The 25,081-nt window shown below is 66.7% G+C and carries 20 protein-coding genes and 3 tRNA genes; 15 read left to right on the forward strand and 8 right to left on the reverse strand.

From position 1 onward, the window contains the following. Entirely contained in the window at positions 1–1,047 is a 1,047-nt protein-coding gene (choV, locus tag AADJ02_RS06195) for a choline ABC transporter ATP-binding protein (RefSeq protein WP_341212122.1), read from the forward strand. Here the strand turns inward: choV and AADJ02_RS06200 are convergent. The 3 genes from AADJ02_RS06200 to AADJ02_RS06210 form a co-directional block, all read right to left on the reverse strand. Then, positions 998–1,960, reverse strand: coding sequence for a DMT family transporter (locus tag AADJ02_RS06200; RefSeq protein ID WP_341212123.1), 963 nt, complete (start codon positions 1,958–1,960; stop codon positions 998–1,000). The genes choV and AADJ02_RS06200 overlap by 50 nt on opposite strands. Positions 1,961–2,062: 102 nt before the next feature. Continuing rightward, entirely contained in the window at positions 2,063–2,680 is a 618-nt protein-coding gene (locus AADJ02_RS06205) for a LysE/ArgO family amino acid transporter (RefSeq protein ID WP_341212124.1), read from the reverse strand. Between the two features lie 38 nt (positions 2,681–2,718). Beyond that, positions 2,719–5,118, reverse strand: coding sequence for a UvrD-helicase domain-containing protein (locus AADJ02_RS06210; protein ID WP_341212125.1), 2,400 nt, complete (start codon positions 5,116–5,118; stop codon positions 2,719–2,721). Between the two features lie 191 nt (positions 5,119–5,309). Here AADJ02_RS06210 and AADJ02_RS06215 point away from each other — a divergent pair, with 191 nt between their 5' ends. The 6 genes from AADJ02_RS06215 to hisH all read left to right on the forward strand — a co-directional run bounded on the left by AADJ02_RS06215 (position 5,310) and on the right by hisH (position 12,491). Then, on the forward strand, positions 5,310–7,136 hold the full coding sequence (locus AADJ02_RS06215; RefSeq protein WP_341212126.1) for a diguanylate cyclase: 1,827 nt from the start codon (positions 5,310–5,312) through the stop codon (positions 7,134–7,136). A 113-nt stretch (positions 7,137–7,249) separates the two neighbouring features. Beyond that, positions 7,250–10,693: a pyruvate carboxylase gene (locus AADJ02_RS06220; RefSeq protein WP_341212127.1), complete on the forward strand. Its 3,444-nt coding sequence runs from the start codon at positions 7,250–7,252 to the stop codon at positions 10,691–10,693. Between the two features lie 178 nt (positions 10,694–10,871). Next, a tRNA-Gly gene (locus AADJ02_RS06225) sits at positions 10,872–10,946 on the forward strand. Between the two features lie 157 nt (positions 10,947–11,103). Then, positions 11,104–11,178 (forward strand) — tRNA-Gly (locus AADJ02_RS06230). 87 nt (positions 11,179–11,265) lie between these two features. Continuing rightward, on the forward strand, positions 11,266–11,853 hold the full coding sequence (gene hisB, locus AADJ02_RS06235; protein WP_341212128.1) for an imidazoleglycerol-phosphate dehydratase HisB: 588 nt from the start codon (positions 11,266–11,268) through the stop codon (positions 11,851–11,853). Then, positions 11,850–12,491 (forward strand): imidazole glycerol phosphate synthase subunit HisH, encoded by a 642-nt coding sequence (hisH, locus tag AADJ02_RS06240; protein ID WP_341212129.1) that lies wholly within the window; start codon positions 11,850–11,852, stop codon positions 12,489–12,491. Before hisB ends, hisH begins: the two co-directional genes overlap by 4 nt. Positions 12,492–12,542: 51 nt before the next feature. Here the strand turns inward: hisH and AADJ02_RS06245 are convergent, their stop codons facing one another. Next, positions 12,543–13,349, reverse strand: coding sequence for an alpha/beta hydrolase (locus AADJ02_RS06245; protein ID WP_341212130.1), 807 nt, complete (start codon positions 13,347–13,349; stop codon positions 12,543–12,545). Positions 13,350–13,455: 106 nt separating this feature from the next. Further along, entirely contained in the window at positions 13,456–13,845 is a 390-nt protein-coding gene (locus tag AADJ02_RS06250; RefSeq protein WP_341212131.1) for a DUF2147 domain-containing protein, read from the reverse strand. 131 nt (positions 13,846–13,976) lie between these two features. On the opposite strand from AADJ02_RS06250, the gene hisA reads away from it, so the two are divergent. Further along, positions 13,977–14,699, forward strand: coding sequence for a 1-(5-phosphoribosyl)-5-[(5-phosphoribosylamino)methylideneamino]imidazole-4-carboxamide isomerase (hisA, locus tag AADJ02_RS06255; protein ID WP_341212132.1), 723 nt, complete (start codon positions 13,977–13,979; stop codon positions 14,697–14,699). Between the two features lie 98 nt (positions 14,700–14,797). Here the strand turns inward: hisA and AADJ02_RS06260 are convergent, their stop codons facing one another. Further along, positions 14,798–15,244, reverse strand: a complete 447-nt coding sequence (locus tag AADJ02_RS06260) for a DUF302 domain-containing protein (protein WP_341212133.1) — start codon at positions 15,242–15,244, stop codon at positions 14,798–14,800. Between the two features lie 114 nt (positions 15,245–15,358). Between AADJ02_RS06260 and hisF the strand changes: the two genes are divergently transcribed. Both hisF and AADJ02_RS06270 read left to right on the forward strand, forming a co-directional pair. Next, positions 15,359–16,120 carry an imidazole glycerol phosphate synthase subunit HisF gene (gene hisF, locus AADJ02_RS06265; protein WP_341212134.1) on the forward strand — a complete coding sequence of 254 codons (762 nt, stop codon included), beginning with the start codon at positions 15,359–15,361 and terminating at the stop codon, positions 16,118–16,120. Next, the gene (locus AADJ02_RS06270; protein ID WP_341212135.1) at positions 16,117–16,428 is read left to right on the forward strand and encodes a phosphoribosyl-ATP diphosphatase; all 312 of its coding nucleotides are present in this window, start codon (positions 16,117–16,119) and stop codon (positions 16,426–16,428) included. Before hisF ends, AADJ02_RS06270 begins: the two co-directional genes overlap by 4 nt. A 170-nt stretch (positions 16,429–16,598) precedes the next feature. Here AADJ02_RS06270 and rlmB read toward each other — a convergent pair whose 3' ends face one another. Next, on the reverse strand, positions 16,599–17,384 hold the full coding sequence (gene rlmB, locus AADJ02_RS06275) for a 23S rRNA (guanosine(2251)-2'-O)-methyltransferase RlmB (protein ID WP_341212136.1): 786 nt from the start codon (positions 17,382–17,384) through the stop codon (positions 16,599–16,601). A 165-nt stretch (positions 17,385–17,549) separates the two neighbouring features. On the opposite strand from rlmB, the gene AADJ02_RS06280 reads away from it, so the two are divergent. The 3 genes from AADJ02_RS06280 (at position 17,550) to AADJ02_RS06290 (ending at position 19,270) form a co-directional block, all read left to right on the forward strand. Beyond that, positions 17,550–17,633 (forward strand) — tRNA-Tyr (locus AADJ02_RS06280). 91 nt (positions 17,634–17,724) lie between these two features. After that, on the forward strand, positions 17,725–18,702 hold the full coding sequence (locus AADJ02_RS06285; RefSeq protein ID WP_341212137.1) for a hypothetical protein: 978 nt from the start codon (positions 17,725–17,727) through the stop codon (positions 18,700–18,702). A 37-nt stretch (positions 18,703–18,739) separates the two neighbouring features. Next, on the forward strand, positions 18,740–19,270 hold the full coding sequence (locus AADJ02_RS06290; protein ID WP_341212138.1) for a YetF domain-containing protein: 531 nt from the start codon (positions 18,740–18,742) through the stop codon (positions 19,268–19,270). 5 nt (positions 19,271–19,275) lie between these two features. Here AADJ02_RS06290 and AADJ02_RS06295 read toward each other — a convergent pair whose 3' ends face one another. Further along, complete coding sequence (locus AADJ02_RS06295; RefSeq protein ID WP_341212139.1) at positions 19,276–19,980, reverse strand: SIMPL domain-containing protein; 705 nt, start codon at positions 19,978–19,980, stop codon at positions 19,276–19,278. A 170-nt stretch (positions 19,981–20,150) separates the two neighbouring features. On the opposite strand from AADJ02_RS06295, the gene AADJ02_RS06300 reads away from it, so the two are divergent. Next, positions 20,151–23,081: a hypothetical protein gene (locus AADJ02_RS06300; protein ID WP_341212140.1), complete on the forward strand. Its 2,931-nt coding sequence runs from the start codon at positions 20,151–20,153 to the stop codon at positions 23,079–23,081. 76 nt (positions 23,082–23,157) lie between these two features. After that, the gene (locus tag AADJ02_RS06305; protein ID WP_341212141.1) at positions 23,158–25,077 is read left to right on the forward strand and encodes a monovalent cation:proton antiporter-2 (CPA2) family protein; all 1,920 of its coding nucleotides are present in this window, start codon (positions 23,158–23,160) and stop codon (positions 25,075–25,077) included. Positions 25,078–25,081 lie beyond the last annotated feature (4 nt).

Genomic DNA, 25,081 nt, shown 5'->3' on the forward strand with positions numbered 1-25,081 from the left:
ATGACTGACACGACCAAACGCAACGCCGTCGAGTTCGACGCCGTGAACATCGTCTTCGGCGACAAGCCCGAGACCGCCCTGCCGCTGATGGACGAAGGGCTGGAACGCCCCGAGATCGCCGAGCAGACCGATCAGGTCTTGGGTGTCCACGACTGTACCCTCGACGTGCCCGAGGCCGAGATCCTAGTGCTCATGGGACTGTCGGGGTCGGGTAAGTCCACGCTGCTGCGTGCTGTCAACGGGCTCAACCCGGTGGTGCGCGGCGACGTGCGCGTGCGCATGAACGGCGAGATGGCTTCGGTCACGCAGGCCAGCAAGAAGACCCTGCGCGAGATCCGCCTGCACCATGTCGCCATGGTGTTCCAGCAGTTCGGCCTGCTGCCGTGGCGCACGGTGCGCGACAACGTGGGCCTCGGGCTGGAGCTCGGCGGCATGAGCCGCACCGAGCGCCGCGACCGGGTCGAGACCGAGCTAGAAATGGTCGGTCTCGCCGACCGTGCCGACGCGCTGGTCGGCGAGCTTTCGGGCGGCATGCAGCAGCGGGTGGGCCTTGCGCGCGCCTTTGCCACCGATGCGCCGATCCTCTTGATGGACGAGCCGTTCTCGGCGCTCGACCCGCTGATCCGATCGCGGCTTCAGGACGAGCTTCTGGACCTGCAGGCGCGCAAGCAGCGCACCATCATCTTCGTCAGCCACGACCTCGACGAGGCGTTCAAGCTCGGCAACCGCATCGCCATCATGGAGGGCGGGCGGATCGTGCAGGCGGGCACTCCGCGGCAGATCTTCACCAAGCCCGCCAACGGCTATGTGAAGGACTTCGTGGCGCATATGAACCCGCTTGGCGTGCTTTGCGCCCGCGACGTGATGGATCCGGATGTGAAGCTTTCGGCCGAAGGCCGGGTCGACGCCTCGACCCCGATCCTCGAAGTCATGGCAATCATCCACACCACACCGGCCCCGCTCGACGTGACCGAGAACGGTCGCGTCATCGGTCAGGTCAGCCCCGGCTCGATCCTCGAGCGTCTGGGTCAGATGCCTGCTGGCTGAGGGCCACCGCGTCGGGAGTGGCGGCGGTTGCCGCCCGCCGCGCCCGCGCCTCGCGCCAGGTGATGAACAGCACCGACCCCATGATGATGCCGCCGCCCAGAACCGTGTAGGGATCGACCGGCTCGCCGAACACCAGCGCGCCGATCAGCACCGCCCAGACAAGTTGCAGGAAGGTCACCGGCTGCGTCGCCGTGAGCGGAGCCGCGGTGAAGGCCCGTGTCATCGCGTAATGCCCGGCGGTGCCAAGCCCTGCAGAGAGAAACAGCAGCCCGAGCACGCCCCCATCCGGCGTCTGCCACACCGGTAGCGCGAAAGGCACCAGCGCCAGCGGCACCATCAGCGACAGCATCGCCACGATCACCTCGGCCGGCAGCTCCCGCGAGAGCCGCTTGACCACGAGGTAGCCCGAAGCGATCAGCACCGCCGTTCCAAGCATGGCGATATGGCCGGGATCGATTTCACGCAGGCCCGGGCGCAGCACGATCAACGCCCCGAGAAAGGCCACAACCACCGCGGCGATTCGGCGTGACGGCAGCGGCTCGCCCATCAACAGGGCCGCCCCCAGTGTCACCCAGATCGGGTTGAGGTAGTTGATCGCCGTCACGTCGCCCAAGGGGATGCGGGTGATCGCATAGAACCACAGGCCCACCCCGGCGCTGTGAAACACCGCTCGCAATCCCAGCAACCGCCAGTGCCGCGGTGCCAACCGGGCCCGGCGCAGCGCCGGTAGCATCGGCAGCAGGAACGGCAGGCCCAGTGCAAAGCGCAGCAGCGCCGTCTGTGCCGTGGGCAGGGCCGAGCCCACGGCCTTGATCAGCACGGTCATGCTGACAAAGCACAGCCCCGCCGCCACCATCCAGCCGATACCGACGACAGGCGACCCCTCGGAGCGCGAAATGGATGCTATGGTCATGCAAATCTCCCGCCGCCACAGGAGGGGAAACCGGGCGGGGATGCAAGACCGGACAAGGTGGTGGGGAGTCCGGGGATGAGTATTTGAAGAGTAAAGTTGCCGTCAGCCGCTCCACACCAACCCGGCGGCAATGCTCCACATCACCAGCGCGATGAGCGCGTCGAGCACCCGCCACGCGGTAGGTCTGGCAAAAACGGGGCGCAGAAGTCGCGCACCATAGCCAAGGGCGAAGAAGAACACGAAGGAGGCCGTGACCGCGCCGATTCCGAAGGCCCATGTCCGGCCCTCGAAGCGCGAGGCGACCGAACCCAGAAGCACCAGCGTATCGAGATAGACATGCGGGTTGAGCCAAGTGAGCGCCAGACAGGTCAGCACCGCACGGCGCAGTCCCGCCGTGCCATCATCTGCGGCCTTCAAGGCTTCGCCGCCGCGCCATGCAGCCAGCGCCGCGCGGGCGCCGTAGACCACGAGGAATGCCGCGCCGCCCCAGCGTAGCAGCGGCGTGATCCATGGCGCGGCCTCGGCCAGCGCCGTGAACCCCGACACTCCGGCCGCGATCAGCACCGCGTCGGACAGCGCACAGGTCAGTACCACGGCCAAGACATGATCGCCGCGCAGCCCTTGGCGCAGCACGAAGGCGTTCTGTGCCCCGATGGCGAGGATCAGCGACAGTCCGAGAGCGAGCCCGGCGGCAAAGGCGGAGAGAAAACCGGCATCCATGCGAGGGCCTTAGCTGCAGCTCATGGATGCCGCAATCCTCAGAACGGCACGTCGTCCGCCGCATCGGCGGCGACGATGAACCGCGCCACTACCTTCTTCTGCCCGGCCTTGTCGAAGGCGATGTCGAGCTTGTCCCCCTCAACGCCCACCACCTCGCCATAGCCGAATTTCTGGTGGAACACACGGTCGCCCGCGGTGAAGGACGACACCGCCGTCATGTCGATCGTGATGTTCTTGGCCTCGGCAGGCTGGCGCATCTGCCGGGCCTGCCCGCGCGCCTGAAGCCGCTTCCAACCTGGCGAGTTGTAGACGTCGGCCTTGGCGGCGTTGTCGTGCAGCCGCGAGCCTTGCGCCTCCGTGATCGCAGGCGAGGCCTGAGACGACATGCCCGCCGCACCATAGGTGCCGCCGTAAAGACCCGGCGGCGTCAGCACGTCGACATGCGCCTCGGGCAACTCGTCGATGAAGCGCGAGGGCAGCTGGCTTTGCCATTGGCCATAGACGCGGCGATTGGCGGCAAAGGAGATCGTGCAGACGGCCTCGGCGCGGGTGATGCCGACATAGGCGAGCCTGCGCTCCTCTTCCAATCCGCGCAGCCCGCTTTCGTCCATCGAGCGCTGGGACGGAAACAGCCCGTCCTCCCAGCCCGGCAGGAACACCATCGGAAATTCGAGACCCTTGGCGGCGTGCAGCGTCATGATCGACACCTTCTCGCCCTCATCCGACTGCGCGTGGTCCATGATCAGCGCCACATGCTCAAGGAATCCCTGCAGGCTGTCGAAACCCTCAAGCGCCTTCACCAGCTCCTTGAGGTTCTCGAGCCGCCCCGGCGCCTCGGGCGTCTTGTCGTTCTGCCACATGCCGGTGTAGCCGCTCTCGTCGAGGATCATCTCGGCCAGCTCGACATGGGTGTCGCTCTCGTTCACCACCTGTCCGTGCCAGCGATCCAGCGCCTCGACGAGAATGGTCAACTCCTTGAGGCCCTTGCCGCCCAGAAGCTTGGTCTGCACGACGATCCGTGCGCCCTCGATAAGGTTCACGCCGTTGGAGCGCGCCGCGCGCTGGATCGTCTGCACCGCCTTGTTGCCAAGGCCGCGTTTCGGCGTGTTGACGATCCGCTCGAAGGCGAGGTCGTCGTCGGGGCTGACCGCGAGGCGGAAGTAGGCCATCGCGTCGCGGATCTCCAAACGCTCGTAAAAACGCGGGCCGCCGATCACCCGGTACGGCAGGCCGATGGTCAGGAACCGGTCCTCGAAGGCGCGCATCTGGTGCGAGGCCCGCACGAGGATCGCCATGGAATCGAGCCCCACGGGCGCCATGCCGCGAGTGCCGCGCTGCGCCGCCTCGATCTCCTCGCCGATCCAGCGCGCTTCTTCGTCGCCGTCCCAATGGCCTATCAGACGAACCTTCTCGCCCTCCTGCTCCTCGGTCCAGAGGGTCTTACCCAGACGCCCCTTGTTGGCGGTGATGAGCCCGGAGGCGGCGGCGAGGATATGCGGCGTGGAGCGGTAGTTCTGCTCGAGCCGGATTACTTCGGCGCCGGGGAAATCCTTCTCGAAGCGCAGGATGTTGCCCACCTCGGCGCCACGCCAGCCATAGATCGACTGATCGTCGTCGCCGACGCAGCAGATGTTCTTGTGCCCGCCCGCCAAGAGCCGCAGCCACAGATACTGCGCCGCGTTAGTGTCTTGATACTCGTCCACCAGGATGTAGCGGAACCAGCGGCGATACTGGTCTAGCACGTCGTCGCGGGTCTGGAAGATCGTGACCATATGCAGCAGCAGGTCACCGAAATCGACGGCGTTCAACTCCTTGAGCCGGAGCTGGTAGGCGGCGTAGAGCTTGACGCCCTTGCCGTCATAGGCCGAGGCATCGGCGGCGGGCACCTTGTCAGGCGTCAGCGCACGGTTCTTCCAATCGTCGATGATGCCTGCGAGCATCCGCGCGGGCCAGCGCTTGTCATCGATGTTTTCGGCCGCGACGAGCTGTTTCAGCAGGCGGATCTGGTCGTCGGTGTCGAGAATTGTGAAATTGGACTTGAGCCCCACCAACTCGGCATGGCGGCGCAAGAGCTTGACGCAGATCGCGTGGAAGGTGCCGAGCCAAGGCAGCCCCTCGACCGCCTCGCCCAGCATCTTGCCGATGCGCTCCTTCATCTCGCGCGCGGCCTTGTTGGTGAAGGTCACAGCGAGGATCTCGTTGGGCCGCGCCCGCGTCGTGCGCATCAGGTGCACGATCCGCGCGGTGAGCGCACGGGTCTTGCCAGTGCCCGCCCCCGCCAGCATCAGGACAGGCCCATCCATCGTCTCGACCGCGAGTTTCTGCGCGGGGTTGAGACCGTCGAGATAGGGGGCGGCACCGCCCGGCTGCGCCATGGCGCGCCGCGACAGGGGCTGGGAAGCGGCCTCGAAGGCCTCGTCGTCGGAAAAGCTGCTCATGGCGCCAATCTAGCGCCCGGCGCCCGCGATGAAAAGCAGCGTTCCACATATGTTCGCAATGTGGCCCGGATCGGGCAACTCGTCTGAAACCATTGTATTTTCCGATCCCGTACCGGCACGGGGCCAAGATCGGTTAACATCTCGGCAGCGCGTTTCTGCCAGTCTGAGCAGGCCCAAGCAGGATACTCGCCATGACCGTTGTGCTCGACCGCCGCCGCCCCGCCAAGCCGTTCTTCAATAAACTTCTGATGCCGTTCCTCGGTTTCATCACCGTCGCCATGTGCTTGTCTGTGATCTACCTGCCAACGCCGATCGTCGATCGGATGCTGCGCGACGACGTGCACCGCGAGGCGCAGGAATGGCGGATGCGGGTGCTCGATTCGCTCGAAAGCGGCAGCGAAACCTTTGCCCGGGGTGCCACTACCGCCGGAGACGAGCGCTGGCTCTCGCAGGTCACGACCCTCTCCGAGATCTACCGCTTCAAGCTGTTTGACATGAAGGGCCGCGTGTTCTGGTCGACCCGTCCCGACGACATCGGCGTGATCAACGAGAAGCCCTATTTCATGGGGGTCGTCGCGACTGGCGCACCCTATTACAAGGCCGAGCTCAAGCCGATGGAAGACGTCGACGGCCATATCCATCAGCTTGCCACCCAAGGCCACGCGGCGCATGACGATGCCGATACGGAGATGCTGCTGCAGGTTGCCGAGATCTACACGCCCATCCTGCAGGACGGTCGCTTTGTCGGTGCGATCGAGTTCTATACCGATCTGACCGAACTGCGCGCGATCTTCGTCGACCGGCTGGAGACGATCTTCGTCGCCCTGTCGATCATTTCGCTGATGATGCTGGCGGCGACCAGCACGGTGATCCGCCGCTCGGGCCGGGCGCAGCTGCGCACCATCAACCAGCGCGCAGAACAGGAACGGCAGATGATGGCCGAGCAGATGCGGCTCGCGCGTAACGTGCGGCTCTTGGGCGAGTTGAACGAATGGCTGCAATCCTCGCGTTCGCTCGACGAACTGTTCGAGATGGTCGGCCGTTTCATGAGCCACATCCTGCCGGGCAGCGAGGGAAGCGTCTATGTCTACTCCAACTCGCGCGACGTGCTCGTCGGCTCGGCGAGCTGGAACGGCGGACATCACTGCGACCACATCCGCGCCGAGGATTGCTGGGGCCTGCGCCGGGGCCGCACCTATGCCTTTGGCAGCGCCGAGGTCGACTTTCCCTGCGGCCATTCCGAAAGCCAGGACGACCGCCCGTCCTTCTGCTTTCCGGTGCTGGCGCATGGCGAGACGGTGGGCCTCTTGCACCTCAAGGCCAAGGACGGCGTCTCGCTGGAGGAGTTCCGCACCAGCCAGAAGCTCGCTCAGATGTGCGCCGAGCAGATCAGCCTCGCCATCGCCAATGTGCAGATGCGCGACCAGTTGCACGACCGCTCGATCCGCGATCCGCTCACTGGGCTCTACAACCGCCGCCACCTGACCGAAACGCTGCGCCGACAGCTCGACCGCGCGCAGCGCGAGGATCGGTCGCTGTCGATCCTGTCGATCGACGTGGATCACTTCAAGCGGTTCAACGACACCCATGGGCATGATGCGGGCGATATGGTGCTGCGCGCCGTGGGCTCTGTGCTCGAACAGGTCTGCGACGGCGACGAGACGGCCTGCCGCATGGGGGGTGAGGAGTTCATGCTGCTCCTGCCCGACCTCAGCATGCCGGCGGCGGCCCTGCGCGCCGAGGCGCTGCGCAGCGCGATCGAGCGGATCTCCGTGCGCTACGGCGAAAAGAACCTGCCGCGCATCACCATTTCGGTCGGCGTCGCGGTCTATCCCGAGGATGGCGCCATGCCGCAACAGCTGATGAAGGCCGCCGACGACGCGCTCTACGACGCCAAGGGACGTGGCCGCAATCAGGTGGCGATCGCCGGAGAAGAGGATCCCGATCTGTCCGAGATCGCGGCGCTTCATCCAGGCCCCCATCCTGCCCCGACGCCAGTGGAAGACGAGGTCGCCTGATCGTCCGTTAGCGCTATCAGTAGAGTGATCCCATGGCAGCACCACAGCATCTCGGGGCTATACTGCACCGCAGAAAGTCCTAGACTGCGCCCGACCAAACGGAAGGGGTGGACATGGCCGAGTTCGAAAAGATCCTTATCGCCAACCGCGGCGAGATCGCGATCCGTGTGATGCGCGCGGCAAACGAGATGGGCAAGAAGACCGTCGCGGTCTATGCCGAGGAGGACAAGCTCAGCCTGCACCGCTTCAAAGCGGATGAGGCGTACCGCATCGGCGAAGGCATGGGCCCGGTGCAGGCTTATCTGTCGATCGAGGAGATCATCCGCGTCGCCAAGATGGCCGGTGCCGACGCGATCCACCCCGGATACGGCCTGCTCTCCGAGAACCCTGATTTCGTCGACGCCTGCACCGCCGCCGGCATCACCTTCATCGGCCCCAAGGCGCAGACCATGCGCGAGCTGGGCGACAAGGCCTCGGCCCGGCGCGTCGCCGTTCAGGCGGGTGTGCCGGTTATTCCGGCGACCGAGGTGCTGGGCGATGATATGGATGCGATCCGCCGCGAGGCCGCCGAGGTCGGCTACCCGCTGATGCTCAAAGCCAGCTGGGGCGGCGGCGGGCGCGGCATGCGGCCGATCATGAACGAGGGCGAGCTTGAGGAGAAGGTCCGCGAGGGCCGGCGCGAGGCCGAGGCCGCCTTTGGCAACGGCGAGGGCTACCTCGAAAAGATGATCATCCGCGCGCGCCATGTCGAGGTGCAGATCCTCGGCGACCAGCACGGCCAGATCTACCACCTGTGGGAGCGCGACTGCTCGGTGCAGCGCCGCAATCAGAAGGTCGTCGAGCGCGCGCCTGCCCCCTACCTCTCCGAAACCCAGCGCGAGAAGATCTGCAACCTCGGCAAGCAGATCTGCCAGCATGTGAACTATGAATGCGCCGGCACGGTCGAGTTCCTGATGGATATGGATTCGGGCGAATTCTACTTCATCGAAGTGAACCCCCGCGTGCAGGTCGAGCACACGGTGACCGAGGAGGTCACCGGCATCGACATCGTGCGCGCGCAGATCCTGATCGCCGAGGGCAAGTCGATTGTCGAGGCCACCGGCTGCGCCTCGCAATACGACGTGCAGCTCGACGGCCATGCGCTGCAGTGCCGGGTGACGACGGAAGACCCGCACAACAGCTTCATCCCCGACTATGGCCGGATCCAGACCTACCGCTCGGCCACCGGCCCCGGCATCCGCCTCGACGGCGGAACCGCCTATTCGGGTGCGGTGATCACCCGCTTTTACGACTCGCTGCTGACCAAGGTGACGGCGCGCGCCCAGACGCCCGAGATGGCGATCGCGCGGATGGACCGCGCGCTGCGCGAGTTCCGCATCCGGGGCGTCTCCACGAACATTGATTTCGTGATCAACCTGCTCAAGCACCCGACCTTCCTGTCGAACCAGTACACCACCAAGTTCATCGACACGACGCCGGACCTGTTCAAATTCGACACGCGCCGTGACCGGGCCACCCGGCTCTTGACCTATGTCGCCGACATCACCGTCAACGGTCATCCCGAGACCGAGGGCCGCGTGCTGCCCGCGCGCGATGCCAAGCCGCCGCGTGCGCCCGCCCCGCGCGGTCAGGAAATCAAGCCCGGCACGCGGCAGATCCTCGACGAGCAGGGCCCACAGGCCGTGGCCGATTGGATGAAGGCGCAAAAGCAGCTCCTGATCACCGACACCACGATGCGCGACGGCCATCAGTCGCTGCTGGCGACCCGGATGCGGTCGATCGACATGATCCGCGTCGCGCCGAGCTACGCGGCCAACCTGTCGGGGCTGTTCTCGGTCGAATGCTGGGGCGGGGCCACCTTCGACGTGGCCTACCGTTTCTTGCAGGAGTGCCCGTGGCAGCGGCTGCGCGACATTCGCGCCGCGATGCCCAACATCATGACGCAGATGCTGCTGCGCGCCTCGAACGGCGTGGGCTACACCAACTATCCCGACAACGTGGTACAGGGCTTCGTGAAACAGGCCGCGACCTCGGGCGTCGACGTGTTCCGCGTGTTCGACAGTCTGAACTGGGTCGAGAACATGCGCGTCGCGATGGATGCGGTGATCGAGGCCGAGAAGGTCTGCGAAGGCACGATCTGCTACACCGGCAACATGCTCGATACCTCGCGCGACAAGTACGACCTGAAATACTACGTCGCCATGGCCAAGGATCTCGAGAAGGCGGGCGCGCATGTGCTTGGCCTGAAGGATATGGCGGGCCTGCTGAAGGCCCCTGCCGCAACCAAGCTCTTCACCGCGCTGAAGGAGGAGGTCGGTCTGCCGATCCACTTCCACACGCACGACACCTCAGGTGCCGCGATCTCGACCGTGCTGGCGGCCTCGGCGGCCGGTGTCGATGCGATCGACGCGGCGATGGACAGCTTCTCGGGCAACACCTCGCAGCCGACGCTGGGCTCGATCGTCGAGGCCCTCGATCAGACCGACCGCGATACCGGGCTCGATGTCGAGGCGATCCGCGAGATCTCGAACTACTTCGAGCAGGTCCGCGCGCATTATGCCGCCTTCGAGAGCGGCCTTCAGGCCCCGGCCTCCGAGGTCTACCTGCACGAGATGCCCGGCGGCCAGTTCACCAACCTCAAGGCACAGGCCCGCAGCCTCGGCCTCGAAGAGCGTTGGCATCAGGTCGCCAAGACCTATGCCGAGGTGAACATGATGTTCGGCGACATCGTGAAGGTGACCCCCTCCTCCAAGGTCGTGGGTGACATGGCGTTGATGATGGTGAGCCAGGGGCTCACCCGCGAGCAGGTCGAGGACCCGAACCACGACGTGTCCTTCCCCGACAGCGTCATCGACATGATGAAGGGCAACCTCGGCCAGCCGCCGGGCGGATGGCCGACCGCGCTGCAGCAAAAGGTGCTCAAGGGTGAAAAGCCGCTCACGGATCGTCCGGGCAAGCACCTAAAGCCCGTGGACTTCGAAGCCGCGCGCGCCGAGGCGATGGAGGCCACCGGCGAGGCCACGATCGACGACGAGGATCTCAACGCCTACCTGATGTACCCCAAGGTCTTTACCGACTACGCCAAGCGTCATCAGCAATACGGCCCCGTCCGTACCCTGCCGACGCGGACTTTCTTCTACGGCATGGAGCAGGGTGAGGAGATCTCGGCCGAGATCGATCCGGGCAAGACGCTGGAAATCCGACTGCAGGCGGTGGGCGAAACCACCGACGAGGGCGAGGTCCGGGTGTTCTTCGAGCTCAACGGCCAGCCGCGCACGATCCGCGTTCCCAACCGCAAGGTCGCGGCCAAGACCGCCAAGCGGCCCAAGGCCGAGCCGGGCAACCCCGCCCATGTCGGTGCGCCGATGCCCGGCGTGGTCTCGACCGTCGCGGCGCAGGCCGGAATGAAGGTCAAGCAGGGCGACATGCTGCTGACCATCGAGGCGATGAAGATGGAGACCGGCCTGCACGCCGAGCATGACGGTGTCATTAAGGCGGTCCACGTCACCCCCGGCGCCCAGATCGACGCCAAGGACCTGCTTGTCGAGATCGAATGACGGCGGGCCCTGTCGGTTAGGTCGAAACAGCCCCCACGGCCCGGTCCCTGCGATCGGGCTGTGTCGTATCGGGTGACAGCCCCGCCTGCCCCGCCCCGCCGGAGAAATCCGCGCGGGGCGTCGTTTTTGTGCTTGCGGCCCCCCGCTGCCTTGGCTACATCCGCCACACGAAACGGAAGCGGGTGTAGCTCAGGGGTAGAGCATTACCTTGCCAAGGTAAGGGTCGAGAGTTCGAATCTCTTCACCCGCTCCAGTTTCGATCCCCCCAAGATCAGCCGACAGTCACGCCGCAAGCGTGGCTTTTCGTTTGCGACATCCTCTTTTCGGCTTCCGCGAGGTCCGGCGAATTTTCCGCTTTGCCCCCTTGCACCGCTCCGCCAGCTTGGCTAAATCCGCCCCACGAAACGGATGCGGGTGTAGCTCAGGGGTAGAGCATTACCTTGCCAAGGTAAGGGTCGAGAGTTCGAATCTCTTCACCCGCTCCAGTTTCGGTCTCCTCCACATCGTCCACGCGGTCTTGGCCCCGGCTCCCTCGCCGCCTATAGGTGCGTCGAAACCAGCTGAGGGATGACATGCGGACCGCCAAGATCACCCGCACCACCGCCGAGACGTCGATTGAGGTCGAGATCGATCTCGACGGCACCGGCGCCTATGACAACCAGACCGGCGTCGGCTTCTTCGACCATATGCTCGACCAGCTGTCGCGCCATGCGCTGATCGACATGACCGTGCGGGCCAAGGGCGATCTGCACATCGACGATCACCACACGGTCGAGGACACGGGCATCGCGCTGGGTCAGGCATTGGCCAAGGCGCTGGGCGACAAGCGCGGCATCCGCCGCTACGGCGCGTGCCTTCTCGCCATGGACGACGCGCAGGTGCGCTGCGCACTCGATCTTTCGGCGCGGCCCTTCCTGATCTGCAACCTTGACTTCCGCGCTTCCAAGATCGGCAGCTTCGACACCGAACTGGTGCAGGAATTTTTTCAGGCGCTGTCGACGCATGGCGGCATCACGCTCCACATCGACCGCATCCACGGCCACAACGCGCATCACGTCGCCGAGGCCGCCTTCAAGGCCGTCGCCCGCGCGCTGCGCGAAGCGGTGGAGCCCGATCCGCGCCGCTCGGATGCCATTCCCTCGACCAAGGGGGCACTATGAGCCTCACCGCGCTGATCGACTACGAGAGCGGCAATCTGCACTCCGCCCAAAAGGCCTTCGAGCGGATGGCACGCGAAGGCGATGCAGGCGAGGTCATCGTCACCTCGCGCCCCGAAGACGTGGCCCGCGCCGACCGGATCGTGCTGCCGGGCGACGGGGCCTTTCCGCACTGCCGGAACGCGCTCTCGGCCCAACCCGGCCTCTTTGAGGCACTGGTCGAGGCGGTCGAGGTCAAGGGGCGCCCGTTCTTGGGCATCTGCGTAGGCATGCAGCTTCTGGCCGAAATCGGTCATGAGTACGAGCGTACCGAGGGTCTGGGCTGGATTGCGGGCGAGATCGTGAAGATCGAGCCTTCGGATCGCAGCCTCAAGGTACCGCACATGGGTTGGAACGATCTGGTCATCGACCGGCCACACCCGGTGCTGGAAGGCATCTCGACCGGCGATCATGCCTATTTCGTGCACAGCTGGCAGTTTCGCCCCACCGACCCCGATACGCTGCTCGCGCATGTCGACTATGGCGGACCGGTGACGGCGGTGGTGGGCCGCGGCAACGTGGTGGGTGCGCAATTCCACCCCGAGAAAAGCCAGACGGCGGGGCTGCGGCTCATCGCCAACTTCCTGAACTGGACACCCTGACGACAAAAGGCCCGCGCCGAGCGCGGGCCTTTCTCGTTTCACGTGAAGAGTTCACTTCAAGAAAGCGGCGAGATCCTCATAGAGCTTGTCGGCGTGGGTCGCGGTGAGGCCATGCGGCGCATCAGCGTATTCCTTGAGCGTGGCGTTCGAGCCGATCAACTTGGCGGCGCGGCGGCCCGAAGGGTCGATCGGCACCGTCTCGTCCTTGCCCCCGTGCACCACCAGCGTCGGCACCTTGAAGGCGGACATGTCACCGGTGAAGTCGGTCTTGCCGAAGGCATCCACGCAATCGAGCGTGGCCTTGGGGCTCGCCTGCATCGCCATCATCAGCGACCAGTGCAACGCACCCTCGCTGACCTTGTTGCCATAGAAGGTCTTGAAGAACGTCTTCAGAAACTCGGGCCGGTCCTTGCGCAGGCCGTCCTTGATGCCTTCGAACACGTCGGCGGTGACGCCATCGGGGTTCTTGTCGGATTTGAGCATCCCCGGCGCCACCGAGGAGATCAGCCCGGCGGCGCGAAGATTGCGCCCGTCGTGGCGCGACATGTAGCGGGCGACCTCGCCGCCGCCCATCGAGAAGCCGATGATGGCGGCGTCCTTGAGGTCCAGCTCGCGCATAACCGTGTCGAGGTCATCGGCCATGGTGTCATAGTCGTAACCCGCAAAGGGCTGGCCGGACCGGCCAAAGCCGCGTCGATCATAGGCGACGACCCGGTGGCCGGCCTCGGCGAGCCGGACCGCCTGGTACTCCCAACTGTCGGAGTTGAGCGGCCAGCCGTGGATCAGCACCACGGGGCGGCCTTCACCCCAATCCTTCACGTAGAGCTGCGTCTGGTCCTTGGTGGTCACGAGGGGCATGCGGTGTCCTTCCTTGGTCATTCTGACCTTGCTCGTCCTAGCCTAGTTCGTTCTGGCCTCGGTCATTCTGACAGGAAACCAGCACGCCCCCTTCGCTGTTCCGGCGCTACTGCACCTTCTGCCAGATGCCACCCTCGCGGCAAAAGCCCAGCACGCAGCCCGAAACCGACAGGCGATTGCCCGCGAGCACGAGCTTGGAGTTGTAGGTCTTGCCATTGTCCGGGGCAAAAACCTTTCCGCGGTACTCGCCACCGCCCTTGGCCACCGTCTCGGAGATGATGTTGCGCCCAAGGTTGGGCGAGACGATCTCGACACCGCCCGGACCATAGGCCTTGACCAGCTGGCCGCAGAGTTGCGCGCCGCAGGGCGTGACCTGCACGAGGCCGCTATTTCCGTTGTCGTCCGGCGCGGTGCGCCAGATCCCCTCCAGCGGGTCGGCCATGGCCGCCCCTGCCATCCCGATCAGCGCGCAGACCGCGATCGCCAGTCTCTTCATGGTTGTCTCCTCCCTAGAGATGGAGGGAGCAGACGACGACGCCCGCAATCTGGCAAGGCTGACGCGGCGTTGCATCCGAAGCCCCCGCATGCCACAGCGCGGGCGCAACATCTGCCTTCGGAGACCTTGCCATGATCCTCTACCCCGCCATCGACCTCAAGGACGGCCAAGCCGTGCGCCTGCTGCGCGGCGAGATGGACAAGGCGACCGTGTTCAACGACGACCCCACGGCCCAGGCACGCGCCTTCGTCGAAGCCGGGACCGAATGGCTGCACCTCGTGGACCTGAACGGCGCCTTCGCGGGCGCGCCGGTGAACGGCGATGCAGTCGAAGCGATTCTCAAGGCCTGCCCCGGCGTACCCGCACAGCTTGGCGGCGGCATCCGCGACATGGCGACGATCGAGACGTGGATCGAAAAGGGCCTCGCGCGGGTCATCCTCGGCACCGTAGCGGTCGAGAACCCCGAACTCGTACGCGAAGCCGCACGCGCCTTTCCGGGACAGGTTGCCGTCGGCCTCGACGCCCGCGAGGGGCGCGTCGCGACGCGCGGCTGGGCAGAGGAGACCGACGTGATGGTCACGGATCTCGCAAAGAGCTTCGAGGATGCGGGCGTAGCGGCGATCATCTACACCGACATCGCCCGTGACGGCGCGATGGCCGGGCCGAACGTGGCGGCGACCGAGGCTCTGGCGCGCGCCGTGTCGATCCCGGTGATCGCCTCCGGCGGCGTCTCGTCGCTGGACGACCTCAAGGCGCTCAAACAGACCGGCGTGATCGCGGGCGCGATCTCGGGCCGCGCGCTCTACGATGGTGCGATCGACCTCGCCGAGGCGCTGACCCTGCTCAAAGGCTGACATAAAGAGGCGCCGCGCGATCTCTTGCGCGACGCCTGCGTCTTTACTCTCGAAATACTCACGGCGACTGCTCGATCAGGGGCGCGCCGGTTCGGGGTTCACTCTCCCGCCGCGGCCTTGGCGAACTTCTCCAAAGCGCCTTCCATCTTCTCGATGGCTTCGAGATCGTCGTCCACTTCGAGGTCGTCGAAGGTTTCCTCCGGTTCCTCATAGGCGACCATCACCTGCCCCGATCCGTCGTCATAGGCGAGGATCTTGAGCGGCAGATAAAGCCCGGCGAGCGGATCCTCCTGCATCACAGGGGTGCCAAGCTGCGGGTTGCCGAAGATGAGGAGCTGGCTGTCGGCCAGCGTCATGCCGACCTCCTTGGCCCCTGCCCCGTGATCGACGCGCGCAAACACGGTCGCCCCGGCTTCGGTCACGGCAGCCTCGAGTCGGTCCATCACTTCCGCGACGGTGCCGGTGGCTTGCATGGTTTCGGTTTCGGCCATGGCGGGGGCCGCGAGGGTGGCGGCCGCGAGGCCTGCGATCATCGTGCGTTTCATGTGAAATGCTCCTGTCATTCTGCCTCTTCAACGGGTTGCGCCCCATTCCGTTCCGGGCACTGGCCCCTGTGTCGCATCGGCGCTAGAAGGGCCGCGACCGCAGGAGGGCCGCCCATGCTCAAGACCCGCATCATCCCCTGTCTCGACGTGGCCGATGGCCGCGTGGTGAAGGGGGTCAACTTTGTGGACCTGCGCGATGCGGGCGATCCGGTGGATGCCGCGCGCGCCTATGACGCGGCAGGCGCCGACGAGCTGTGCTTTCTCGACATCCACGCCACGCACGAGAATCGCGGAACGATGTTCGATCTGGTGCGACGGACGGCAGAGAGCTGCTACATCCCGCTCACCGTGGGTGGCGGCGTGCGCAGCCATCACGACGTGCGCGCCCTGCTGCTTGCAGGGGCCGACAAGGTGAGCTTCAATTCGGCGGCGGTGGCCGATCGTACGGTCGTCACCGAGGCCGCGCAGCGCTTTGGCGCGCAATGCATTGTCGTGGCGATCGACGCCAAGACGGTGGAGCCGGGCCGTTGGGAAATTTTCACCCACGGCGGACGCCGCCCCACCGGCATCGACGCGGTCGAATTCGCGCGCGACATGGAGGCGCGCGGCGCAGGCGAGATCCTTCTCACCTCCATGGACCGCGATGGCACGCGGGCTGGGTTCAACCTGCCCCTGACGCGCGCGGTCTCGGATGCAGTCGACATCCCCGTGATCGCATCGGGCGGCGTCGGCACGCTCGACCACCTCGTCGAGGGCGTGACCGAAGGCGGGGCCAGCGCGGTGCTGGCGGCATCGATCTTCCACTTCGGCACCCACACCATCGCCGAGGCCAAGGCACATATGCAGGCCGCCGGCATTCCGATGAGGATCGCATGAGCCTGCATGATCTCGCCGCCACGATTCTCGCACGCCGCGGCGCCGATCCCGCCTCTAGCTGGACCGCCAAGCTGCTGGCCAAAGGCCCCGAGAAATGCGCTGAGAAGTTCGGCGAGGAGGCCGTCGAGGCGATCATCGAGGCGGTGAAGGGCGACCGCGAAAAGCTCGCCTCGGAGGCCGCTGACGCGCTCTACCACCTGCTTGTGATGTGCGCTTCGCGCGACGTGACGCTGGACGACATCGAGGCGGAACTGGCGCGTCGCGAGGGGCAGTCTGGCCTCGCCGAGAAGGCCTCTCGCAAGACATAAAAAAAGCCCGGGCAGTGCCCGGGCCTGAAGGTGTGGAACGAGGGACAGTGAAATGAAACGCATATGTTCCAGATACGCGCTTCCTATGAAACGATCTTACCACAGTTTGGTTCCACGAGAAGTGGTGCTCCCAGACTCGTGAAAGCCCCGTCAACCGTTCCGCGCCAGCCTCAGGACTGTCCCCGCGCCGCGTAAAGTGCCACGGCAGCGGCGTTCGAGACGTTGAGCGAGCCAAAGCCCCCCGCCGCATCGATTCGCACCAGCGCATCGCAGGTCTCGCGCGTCCGCTCGCGCAGCCCCGGCCCCTCGGCCCCGAGCACGAGCGCCACTGGCCGATCCCGCTTGCCCTCGAGAGCCTCTTCGATGGAGGTTTCTGCCTCACCGGCCAGACCCAGCACCAGATAGCCCATCTCCTTGAGCCGCCCCATGGTGTCGGCGAGGTTGCGCACCCGCAGGTAGGGCTGGCGTTCCAGCGCGCCGGAGGCGGTCTTGGCCAGCGCCCCGGTCTCCGGGGCCGAATGGCGCTGCACGCCGATCACGGCAAGCGCGCCGAAAACCTCCGAAGAGCGCAGGATCGCGCCGACATTGTGCGGATCGGTTACCCGGTCGAGCAGGAGCAGGCGCGGCGGGCCGTTCCGCTCACCGCCCAGCGCCACGTCGTCGAGCGAGCCCCAATCAAGCGGCTTGACCTCAAGGGCCGCGCCCTGGTGCACCGAATCCGGATCGATCGGTGCCGCGAACTTGCGCGGGTCCGAAATCTCCGGCTCCATGCCGCTCGCCGCGATGGCGTCTTCGAGCTTGCCTTGCGCGTTCAGCGTCACCACGAGACGCAGCCGCTCGCGGCGCGGGTTCAAAAGCGCATCGCGCACCGCGTGCAAGCCAAAGAGCCAGACCGTCTCGGCGGCCGAGGCGCGCTTGGACTGTTCCTTCTCGATCACCCATTTCGGCTTTTTCATCACGCTCTCCGCTTGGCTCAGGCCCCGCCTGATTGCGCGCTTGAGGCCGCGAAGTCCAGCCGAAGCGGCAGGAGGGACGCGCCGTCGGGGAAGCCGGTTTTTGAGGTTGACGCCCTGAGGCACAGCGCCTATTCCCGCTCTCGCACCGGGTCGAGGCCCGGCTGCGGGCGACGAGCTGCAAGGTGCGGCAGCGGACTGTAACTCCGCCGGGGAGACCCACGCCTGGTTCGATTCCAGGGTCGCCCACCACCCCCCCTTTTTGCGAGATGGTGGTTTGACCGCCCCACCGAACCCTGCCTAGGGTCGCTTTCGGACGTGCGAGGCGCGGGCGGGGGCACGCATGGGACAATTCAACATCGTCATCATCGGCCAATCGGGCCGGATCGAAGCCGAGGCGCTTTTGCTCGCGGCCTCACTGCGCGCCAATGCCCCGGGATTTGCGGGCAAACTTCTGGTGGCCGAGCCGCAGCCCGGACCGCTCTGGCCAGAGGATCCGAGGATGAGCGCCGAGGGCCGGGCCATGCTGGGCGAGTTGGGCGCAGAAATCCTGCCCTTCGAGAACCAGCATTTCGGCGCCGCCTATCCGTATGGCAACAAGATCGAGGCACTGGGCCGGATGCCCGCCGCTCCGTTCCTGTTTCTCGACAGCGACACGCTGGTGCTGGGCGAGATCGACGCGTTGCCAATCGACACGGTGCCCCCCGCCGCCTCGATGCGGCGCGAGGGGACGTGGCCGGTCGAGGACGTCTACTGGCCCGGCTACACCGCGAGTTGGCGGTCGCTCTACGATCGATTTGGCCTCGATTTCGAAAGCTCGCTCGACCCCTCATGGCCGGACGAGTTCTGGAAGCGCTACCTCTATTTCAACGCGGGCTGGTTCTGCGGGCCGGACGCACGGGCCTTTGGCGCGCGTTTTGCCGAATTCGCGGTGGCGATCCGCGATGCTCCCCCGCGCGAGGTGGCGCTTCAGCCCTTCGATCCTTGGCTCGATCAGGTGGCGCTGCCTCTGGTGATCCACAGCATTGGTGGCGGTCGCCCCGGTCCGGAGCTCTCCGGCCTCGATGGCGCGATCACCTGCCATTACCGCACCTTCCCGCTGCTCTATGCGCGAGAGGATGACCGGGTGGTCGAGGTACTGGAGCGCGTTGCCGCGCCGAACCGGCTCAAGAAGCTGCTCAAGCGTCACGAGCCGATCCGACGCATGGTCTATCAAGGCCGCGGCACCAAGGCCCGCGCCCTGTTCGACCGCGCGGCCCTGCCCGCCGAGGAAAAGGAAATCCGAACCATCCTGCGCGCCCACGGGTTCTGGATAAGGTGACACTGCGATAGCCACCCCGGTACCAAAGGAGGCCATGATGACCCAAGACATGCTGTTTCAGGGATGGGGTGGCCTGGTTCGGACCCTGATCGTCGGCACTCTGGCCTATGTCGGGCTCGTGACGTTCCTGCGTATCTCGGGCAAGCGGACGCTGGCCAAGCTCAATGCCTTCGACCTTGTGGTGACCGTGGCGCTCGGCTCTACACTGGCGACGATCCTGCTGTCGAAAAGCGTGGCCTTGGCCGAGGGCTTCACCGCCTTCGCCCTGCTGATCGGGCTGCAATACCTCGTGGCGAAGGGGTCGGTCCTGTGGCCCGGCTTTGCCAAGACCATGCGGTCCGAGCCGAGGCTGCTCATGCACCGGGGCCAGATCCTGCACGCGGCGCTACGCCACGAGCGGGTGACCGAGGAAGAGCTGCTTTCGGTGATCCGCACCAACACCGGCGCGGCCCTTGGCGACATCGCGTCGGTGGTGCTCGAGAGCGACGGCTCGTTCAGCGTGATCCCCAAGCCCGGCGAGGGCGACGTGGCGCAGTTCGCCGATGCCGACCTGCCGGACCGGGGTTGATGCGATCACTCGATTGCGTAGACGAGGCTGACGCCTGCCGAGACCTCCACCTCGCCCTGTGCGATGGGCACACCCGAATCGGCAGCCATGCGCATCTGCATCATTGGCTGCGGGCCGTAGTTCGCCCCTGTTTCCGACAGCGACAGGATCTCGCCCAATTCCACACCGGCAGCCTCGGCATAGAGCGCGGCCCGGGCCTTGGCGTCGGCCACGGCGGCGCGACGGGCCTCGTCATGCGCGGCGGCCTGGTCGGCCAACGCGAACTCGATGCCTTCGAGGCGGTTCGCCCCCTCGCCCACCGCCGCGTCGAGCACAGCGCCCAGACCATCGAGATCGGTCACGCGCAGCTCGACCATCGTGGTCGCGACAAAGCCCACTGGCTCGGGCTGGTCATCGCGCATCCGCGAATAATCGCGATCAAGGCTGAGCTGGCCGGTCTGGACGTTCTCGGGTGTGATGCCTGCTTCCGTCAGCCGCTCCAGCACCTTGCCCATCGAGGCGTTCATCGCATCGAGCGCCGCTCGCGCGGTTTCGGCGGTCTCGCTGACCCCGAGGCGGACGCGCGCCATCTCGGGGGCCGCGCGCACGTGACCCTCGCCCGAGACGGCGATGCTGCGCGGCGATGTCAAAGGCGTTTGCGGCGACTGGGCCATTGCGGGGGCGGCAAGCCCGGCTGCGAGGACGAGGGCTGTGAGGCGAGCGTGTTTCATGGAATCCTCCTGCTTTGGCGCGCATCGAACGCCCCGTCGCCGCAGGACGCAAGTGGCACGCGATCACAACCGCAGGGCAGCGGGTTGCGCGCGCGGAAAGCTGCCTGCAAAATACAGCCGGACTGGCGCGTCTGTTCCCGGACCCCGCCAGTGATGCTAAGGCCTGCCGCATGATACCCAACTTCGCCCTGCTGCTCTCTCTCGAGGGCCTGAGACTTTTGCACCGCGGTCCCGATGGCTGGAGCCGCGTGGGCGAAGTGCCGCTCGATAGCGCCGATCTGGCGGGCGATCTGGCGCGGCTGCGCGGACGTGCCCGCGACCTCGCGCCCGAGGGGATGCGCACCAAGCTGCTCATTCCCAACGACCAGATTCGTTACCTCGCGCTCGATGGAGCCCGCGACGCGGGCGAGGTCGCCACCGCGCTCGAAGGGGCGACCCCCTACCCGGTGAGCGATCTGGTGATCGACTATGTGATCCGCGACGGGCGCACCCATGTCGCGGCGGTCGCGCGTGAGACGCTAGACGAGGCCGAGACCTTCGCGCGCGAACACGCGCTCGACCCCGTAAGCTTTGCCGCCGTGCCCATGGCGGACGGGTTTCCCGCCGAACCGGTGTTCGGCGCCGTCTCCGGCCTCGACGCGCCGATCGAGCGGGACGATACGCCCGTTCATGAGCGTCCGGCACGGCCGGAGGTCGATGGCCCACAAGCCGTTCCGACTCCTGAGGAGCAAGCGACACCGTTCGAGGCCCCGGCTCCGGTCGAAAATGCCCTCCCCGATGAAGGGGGCGCGTCGATCGAAACATTGGATCAGGAAGGGGACACCCCTGATCCTTTCCCTGTAGAAGCTCCCGAACCGGAGGCCTCGCCCGCGGTCGACATGACTGACACACCGGCAAGGCCTGCCGTCACGGAGGAGACCGATGCGATCCCGGCGCCCGAGGCACCGGTCAAGCCCGACCTGCCCGATGATGCGGATGAGGATCTCTTCGCCACGCCTGCGGCCCCGGAGCGCACCGCGCCCCTGCCGCAAGCCAATGCCCCCGTGATGCCCGACTTGCCGAAGCCTGCCGCCGAGGCCAAGGACGCGCCCGAACCTCTCCCGCAGCCCGAGGCAGCGCAGGCTGCTCCGCGTCCCGCCCCGCCACCGGCCAGCCCCGTGCTGCCGCCGCACGGAGCCGAAACCGCCGCCTTGGATACCGAGGCCGAGATCGACCCGGCCCTGGCCACCCGCCGGATCATGCCGCCTGCAATGCCACGACCGGGCGCCCCGCCCGCGGCGATGCCCGCCGTGCCCCCAGCCGACACCGACGCACCGGGTGATGCCGAAGCAACGGCTCTCGCCGCCGGTGCGGCGCTGGTCGCGCCTGCCGAAACCGCAGCGCCCGCCCGCCCCGCGCCCGTCCCTTCGCCCGTGCGCACGGCCCCCAACCGCTCCGACCGGGCCAGCGAACGCGAGCGCATGACCGTCTTTGGGGCGCGCCGCCCCGAGCCTGCCGCCCGGACCAATCGTCTTGCCCTGATCGGTGCCGCGATCGCGTTGGTGCTGCTCGTGGTGCTGGCCGGGATGTGGGTGCGCGCCGACGATCCCGACCCGCAGGCCGGGCTTCTGCGCGATACCGCCGCCGACACCCCAGCCGCCACTGAGGCTCCGATCGCGCCCGAAGCGGCCACTGAGCGGGAAGACACCCCGACCGAGTTGGCCGCCGTTGCAGCACCGCTGCCCGATTATGACGACTTCCCTGCCCCCGCCATGACGCCGGGCACGACCGCCAGCCCGGCCGAGGCCGAGCGCATCTATGCCGCAACCGGGGTCTGGCTGCGTGCGCCGCGCCTGCCGCTGACGCCGCGCGCCGAGGCTCTGGGCAGCCCCATCGCCGCCGAGACCGAACCGACGCCGGTGGCCGCCATCGCGGCTGCACCACGGCTCGCAGCGGCCGCGCCTGATGGAGGTCTGGCCGCGCAGGCCGACCCGCCCCCGCCCGGCACCGTTTTCGAGCGCGATGCACGCGGCTTCATCGAGGCGACGGCTGAGGGCACGGTGACGCCGCAGGGGCTCGTCGTTTACGCGGGCCCGCCTCCCATTATCCCTCCTGCGCGCCCGGGCACGCAGGCGCCGCAGACGCCTGCCGAAACGAAGCCTGCCGAAACCTCTTCCGAGACGCCTGCCGCCGCCGAGTCCCTCGCAGGCGAGGACGTCACGATCCTGATCCCCGAGGTCCCCGCGCGCCCCGAGCAGCCGGAGGCGGCCCAAGGGCTGGACCTCCGGGACGGCCCACCGCCGGTCGTACCGCCGACCCGTCCCGGTACCGTTGCGCCACAGGAAGCCGCGCGGGACGACACCGAAACCGAGACGGAGAACGGGACACAGTCCGCCTCGCTAATCCCGCCGGGGGGCGTCGCGCTTGATGCGCTGCGCCCCGAATCTCGCCCGCAGGATGGCATTGGTCAGGACACCGACCCCCAAAAGGCGCAGGAGCCCCTCGTAGCCTTTGCCGGCCCCCGGCCGCCCTTGCGTCCCGAAGGCATCGCCCCCGACGCCCAAGGTCAGGTCGACGAGGCCGCCGAGGCGCAGGCCAACGCGCTGGCCGAGGCCGTGGGCGAAGCGCCAGAGGCCCCGCCCGTGCGCGCGACCGTGGCCGATGCGCTCGCCTCTCTGATGGCCGGAGCGCCCGATCCGCTGGCCAATGCCACGGCCTCCGCCGTACCGACGGCGCGCCGACCGGATGTGCGTCCCCGCAACTTCGACCGCGTCGTGGCCCAGACCCGTGCCCGTGCCGCTCCGGCGGCCCCCGTGGCCTCGGCCCCCGCCAGCGCGCCGCAGCCCGTCTCCGGTGCCACGGTCGCCCCAGATGGTCCGGTGCCCGGTAGCGTCGCCCGCGCCGCGACGCTCGACGGTGTCATCAACCTGCGCGACATCAACCTCATCGGCGTCTATGGCAAACCGGGGGCACGTCGTGCGCTGGTGCGGCTCGACAACGGGCGCTACCTGCGCGTCGGCATCGGCGACACCCTCGATGGTGGTCGCGTCTCGGCGATCGGCGATGACGTGCTGAACTACGTCAAACGCGGTCGCACGCTGGTCCTGCAAATCCCCGACTGACCGATCCTGCGGCGGAAACGCCATTCCTGCAGGCCTCCGCGTTGCCTTTGGCGCGCCTAGAGGCGATAGCAGGAAGATGCAGGGATTTCTTCTTCAAGCCACGATCTACCTCGGCGCGGCCGTGCTTGCCGTGCCGCTCGCCGCCCGTCTCGGCCTCGGCTCGGTGTTGGGCTATCTTGCCGCCGGGATCATCATCGGTCCCGCCACCGGGCTCGTGGGTGCCGAGACCGAGGATCTTCAGCACTTTGCTGAGTTCGGCGTGGTGATGATGCTGTTCCTGATCGGTCTGGAGCTTGAGCCGCGCGCGCTGTGGAACATGCGCCAGAGGCTGATAGGCTTGGGCGGGGTGCAGGTGGTGCTGACCACGGGCGCACTGTTCGGGGCGGGCACGCTGTTCGGGCTCGACCCGCGCGTGGCGCTGGCCACTGGGCTGATCTTCGCGCTGTCTTCGACCGCGATCGTGCTGCAGACCCTGTCGGAAAAGGGGCTGATGCAGACCCAAGGCGGGCGTTCGGTGTTTTCGGTGCTATTGACGCAGGACATCGCGGTGATCCCGATGCTGGCTCTGCTGCCGCTTCTGGCGATCTCAGGACACGGCGGCGGCGGCGGGGCGCATGAGACACCGGTCAACCCCGATGCGCCGGGCGCCAAGGAGGTCGAGGCTGCCCGCACCCTGATCGAGAACCTGCCCGGCTGGGCGGTGACGCTGGTCACTCTGGGCGCCGTGGCCGTTGTTGTGCTGGCGGGCATCTATCTTACGCGTCCGGTGTTTCGCTATATCCACCACGCCCGGCTGCGCGAGCTCTACACCGCGCTGGGCCTGCTGATGGTGGTCTCGATCGCGGTGCTGATGGAGCTTGTGGGCCTGTCCCCGGCGCTGGGCACCTTTCTGGCGGGCGTCGTGCTCGCCAACTCCGAGTTTCGCCACGAACTCGAGAGCGATCTCGAACCCTTCAAGGGGCTGCTGCTGGGGCTGTTCTTCATCACCGTGGGGGCAGGCATCGATTTCGGGGTGCTGCTGGGCAACCCGCTCAAGATAGCGGCGCTGACGCTCGGGGTGATCGTCATCAAGGGCAGCGTGCTCTACCTGCTAGCCCGGATGGCGAGAATGCACACGCGTGACCGCTGGCTGTTCACTCTGGCGCTGGCGCAGGCGGGCGAGTTCGGCTTCGTGCTGTCCTCCTTCTCGCTGCAGCAAGGCGTACTCGCCTCGGACGAGGCCGAGATCATCCGGCTGGTGATCGCGCTGTCGATGCTGGTCACGCCCCTGCTCTTCATCCTCTACGAACAGCTGTCCTCGCGTACCGCCAAGGCGCCCGACCCCGACCCCGACGAGATCGACCGCGAAGCACCGATCATCATCGCCGGCATCGGCCGCTTCGGTCAGGTGGTGAGCCGACTGGTGCAGGGGGCAGGCTTCGAGACGGTGGTGCTCGATCATGACATGGACATGGTCGACACGATGCGCCGTTTCGGATTTTCGGGGTTCTTCGGCGACCCGACGAGGCCCGACATCCTGCACGCGGCAGGGCTGGAAACGGCGAAAGTGCTGGTGGTAGCGCTCGACGACCGGCAGGCAGCGCTCAAGCTGGTGCGCCATGCCCGTGCGACGCGGCCCGACCTGCACATCGTGGCCCGTGCCTATGACCGCGAGCATGTCTACCAGCTCTACCAGGCTGGGGCGAACGACATCGTGCGCGAGCTGTTCGATTCGAGCCTGCGCGCAGGGCGCTACGTGCTCGAACATATCGGGCTGTCACGATTCGAGGCTTCGGAGCTGGAGATGGCCTACTACCATCAGGACCGCGCCGGTGTGCGTGAGCTGGCGCAGCTTTGGAAACCCGGCATCCCGGTGTCTCAGAACCCCGAATACGTGAAGCGGGCGAAGGCACTGAACAAGGATCTCGAAACCACGATTCTCGGACGGCTTCAGCCACAAAGCGAGACGCCCGAAACCGACGAGACCGTCGGCTATCGCAGCAAGGATCGAAGCTGAGCAC

It is taken from the genome of uncultured Limimaricola sp. (genome assembly GCF_964022235.1).
In the GTDB taxonomy this organism is placed as follows: domain Bacteria; phylum Pseudomonadota; class Alphaproteobacteria; order Rhodobacterales; family Rhodobacteraceae; genus Limimaricola.